2 protein-coding genes and 1 pseudogene are annotated in these 3,423 nt (G+C 66.8%); all 3 read right to left on the reverse strand.

Going from position 1 to position 3,423, the window contains the following annotated elements; genetic code table 11:
- Window positions 1-401: 401 nt before the first annotated feature.
- Window positions 402-908 carry a Fic family protein gene (locus tag AC0699_RS39445; RefSeq protein ID WP_478671426.1) on the reverse strand — a complete coding sequence of 169 codons (507 nt, stop codon included), beginning with the start codon at window positions 906-908 and terminating at the stop codon, window positions 402-404.
- A gap of 222 nt (window positions 909-1,130) precedes the next feature.
- Complete coding sequence (locus tag AC0699_RS39450; protein WP_478671432.1) at window positions 1,131-1,949, reverse strand: IclR family transcriptional regulator; 819 nt, start codon at window positions 1,947-1,949, stop codon at window positions 1,131-1,133.
- 523 nt (window positions 1,950-2,472) lie between these two features.
- Window positions 2,473-3,423: pseudogene (locus tag AC0699_RS39455) on the reverse strand (IS701 family transposase); the annotation flags it as partial.

Genomic DNA, 3,423 nt, shown 5'->3' on the forward strand with positions numbered 1-3,423 from the left:
TGCAGGCCCGTGGGCACCTGCGGGTCAGAGCGATCCACAGAAGCGCTTCCTCCCGGGCGTGAACGCCCGGGGTTCCGCGCTAGATCAAGCTGAACCCAGCCGAGGGCGTATGGGCGCACCTGAAGAAGTCGCTGGCCAACCTGCCGCCTGCACTACCAGCCAGCTCGCGGCCAAAGCCCCGGACCAGGCTGAAGAAGATGCGGTACCGCCACAGCCCCCTCGACGACTTCATCGCCGAAACCGGCCTGATACTCGCTCCGCCCGTACCGTCACCTGAAGAGCGAGCCTCAGACGCGTCATCACCCTCCCCTCCCGGCTTGATCCCATCGCAACTCGGCCGCGCACTGAGCGCATCCGGAACTGGCTGCCCACTGTGGCGCCGATCACCGTCGGAGCTGGTCTTAGCTGTGGGTTCCGTACGGGTCGGCGTACGGTTCGAAGGACTGGCGGACCACGTCCTGCACGGTCGACATCCGGAGACCTGGGCCGTAGAAACGGGCCCGGGCCTTCCCGTGGGGGATAAGCCAATCGAGCCGGACGAGCTCGCGCATGTCCCGGATCGCCTGATGGTCGGACAGCTCAGCGTCCTGCTGATAGACCGTGCGCCGGGACCTTCGAGCCCCAGAATGCCGGGAACAAGGCGTAGACGACACGTTCGTCCAGGCCGGTGTCTGCGGCGGCTTCGCCCAGGTGGATCCACGCCCGCGCAAGCAGGTCAGTGCGGCGCTGGGCCTGCCGGTGGTGAGTGCCTCGCGGGCGAACACCAGCGTCGACAGGGCCCGGGACATCCGCCCGTTGCCATCCGTCCAGGGGTGGATGTTGACCAGGTTCAGGTGGGCCATCGACGCGCGCACGTGCACCGGGGCGTCCAGGTCTCCGGTGTTGAGCCAGTCGATCAGTTTCCCCATCAGGGCGGGGACCTGCTCAAAGTCGGGTTTTGACAGCCCAGCGGATGCGTGTTCACATGCTCCGCCTGCTCGACCCCTGTGGGGACCAGTTTGCGGCCCTCTTGCCGCGGGCTGGTCTCCGCGGGGCCAACCGGCACGACTCACGAGTCGCACAACGGCATTGGAGGTCGTCGTCGCTCACATGATGTGCATCCTTGAACCCGACTTGCCTCAGCCGGGATGTTAGTCAACGCAGCGCGGGGCTTCGCCATATGCCGGTACTGAGCGCCTGGCACCACGCAAGGAATCCGAGTAGCCCAGTGCATAGGACAGGCGTGCCGCACTGTGCAAAGTCGCCCAGTACGTCGCGTCGGGTCTCTGTGACGTCCGACTCGGGTGAACTGGGACGCTAATAGCACCCACCATACGGGACGTGAAGTCCCTTACCGGCACCGCCAGACCCCCCAGGACGTTGTGGAACTGGTTATCGAGCTGCGCGTAGCCCGCACTGCGGATCCGCTGCAGTTCTTCCCACAGCGCTTCAACCCCGGATATGCCGTGTACGGCAGGCATATGAGCGAACGCGGCTCGGACGACGGTCTCCTCCCACTCACTCATGAGTACCCGTCCAGCGGACGTGTACAGGACTGGAACCCTCAGTCCTTCCACGCCCGCATCACGGCCGATATGTGAAGCTGACTCCGCCAAGAGGACCACGACGTTGTGACCACGCAGTGCACACAGGTAGGCCGGCTGTCCTACCGAGGCGACCAGGCGCTGCATGCACGGTCCCGCAGAGTGAACCATGTGGCTTTCTGTGGTAGCCGCCGCAAGGTCGAACAGGCGCCAACCACATCGGTAAGCCAACGTTTCGGGATCGCGATCAACCAACCCCTCCTGAAGCAGTCCCGCCAACGCGCGGGAGACCTGACTCTTTTGCCGCCCGCACAACTGAGCAATGCGGCTGACACCCAGACCAGATGCCCGAATCGCCTCCTGGCTGCTCAGCACGTCCAGTAGGTCCACGTCTCGGCGCAGTCCGGATGCTGGCCTCCCAGCCATATCGAGCCTCACTTTCCCGGTCCGTGACTAAGCCGACAGCGGACCCGCATTTCTCATGTACCGAACGGCTCCAGCCCTCCCTCCAGCCAGTCGGTACCTACCGATCACAGCCGTGAAAAAGCCGGTCATGCATCACGTGTGTCGCCTGAGGCGGGCACGGACGGTGCATGAGGCGCCTCACGCCCACCGCGTGCCGCATGGTGCTGTTCGGCTGTGTCACCGTCACAGCCGGCACATCGCTCACCGCAACCGGCTGCCCTCTCTGAAGCCTTCCCGGCCCTGGATCCGTGGTGCAAGCGTAGGCGGATGAAGCGCTCCGCTCTGTGACCGATCAGCTGACATCGCGGATGGTTGGTGACGGAGCCGACCGGAGGAGACCACGCTCCCCCGGTCGGCGGTCGAGGACCTGGGCCCCGCTGTGCGAGCGGTGCACCAAGGCCAAGGCCGGACTCGTCCTGACGATCCGCCCCACTGCGGCCTCCGGGCATCGCCCGCGACAGGCCGCGCCACCGACCCCGGCTGGCTAGCGGTGGTTTGTTAGGGCGGGAGTGAGAGATAGAGGCTGAGCGGGCGGCCGGTGCTGACTGCGTTGATCAGGTCCTGTAACTCTGCTGGTGGGGGCGTGCTGGACCAGGCTCGCCACCAGCGTTGCAGCGTGATCGCCGGGGTGAGCCAGCTGCGGACGGCCCGTAGGGCCAGAGGCCACCGGGCCGGGTGGGGCGGGCGGGTGCCCCCTCTCTGGCCGGTCGGCCTGGCCGGCCGGATCCGGCGATGTCCTGGCTTCCCAGCAGAAGGAGAATGCACAGTTGACCAGGGTCTGGTGGCGGCGGATGGCGGTGTCGGAGCGGACCTGGAAGTCGGCCCAGCCCAGTTCGTCCTTGACCTGCTTGTAGCTCTGCTCGATCCAGTTGCGGATGCCGTAGATCCGCACAACCTCGGCGAGATCGCTGGCGGGTAAGAGGATTCCGCGACTCGCGGGCCACCCGGCCGGGGTAGGTCGGTGGCGAGATACCAGGTGGCCTTCTCCGGCAGGATGGCCGGGTCCGTGGTGGCCACCACCAGCCGGGTCAGGCCGTCCGGCCCCCAGAAGCCCAAGGTCGCGTCGGCGGCCCACCACGTGGTGGTGTGCCCGTCACGGAAGCTGCGGATCACCGGTGTCCAGTCCCCGGGCTGGTCGGGCCCGTGCCAGGCCAGCTCGCGGGCGGCATCCACGGGCGTGTGGGCCTGGTCGCCGTAGGCCCAGGTGCCGCGGCGGCGCTTGATCGCCATAACGAACGGCACGTCAGCGGCGTGCAGCTCGCAGCGGAAGTCGTCCAGATCGCCGTAGGCCCCGTCGGCGACGGCGGCTCGGAAGGTGATCCCTGCCGAGCGTGCCTGGCGGGCTAGTACTCCAGCCGGACTTCTGTATTTCTGCTGGTCAACGGCCTGGCGGTGGGGAGTGTAGCGGGGGTTTTGCATGGGTGGGACGGTCTTG

This window comes from Streptomyces sp. NPDC043870, assembly GCF_056435785.1.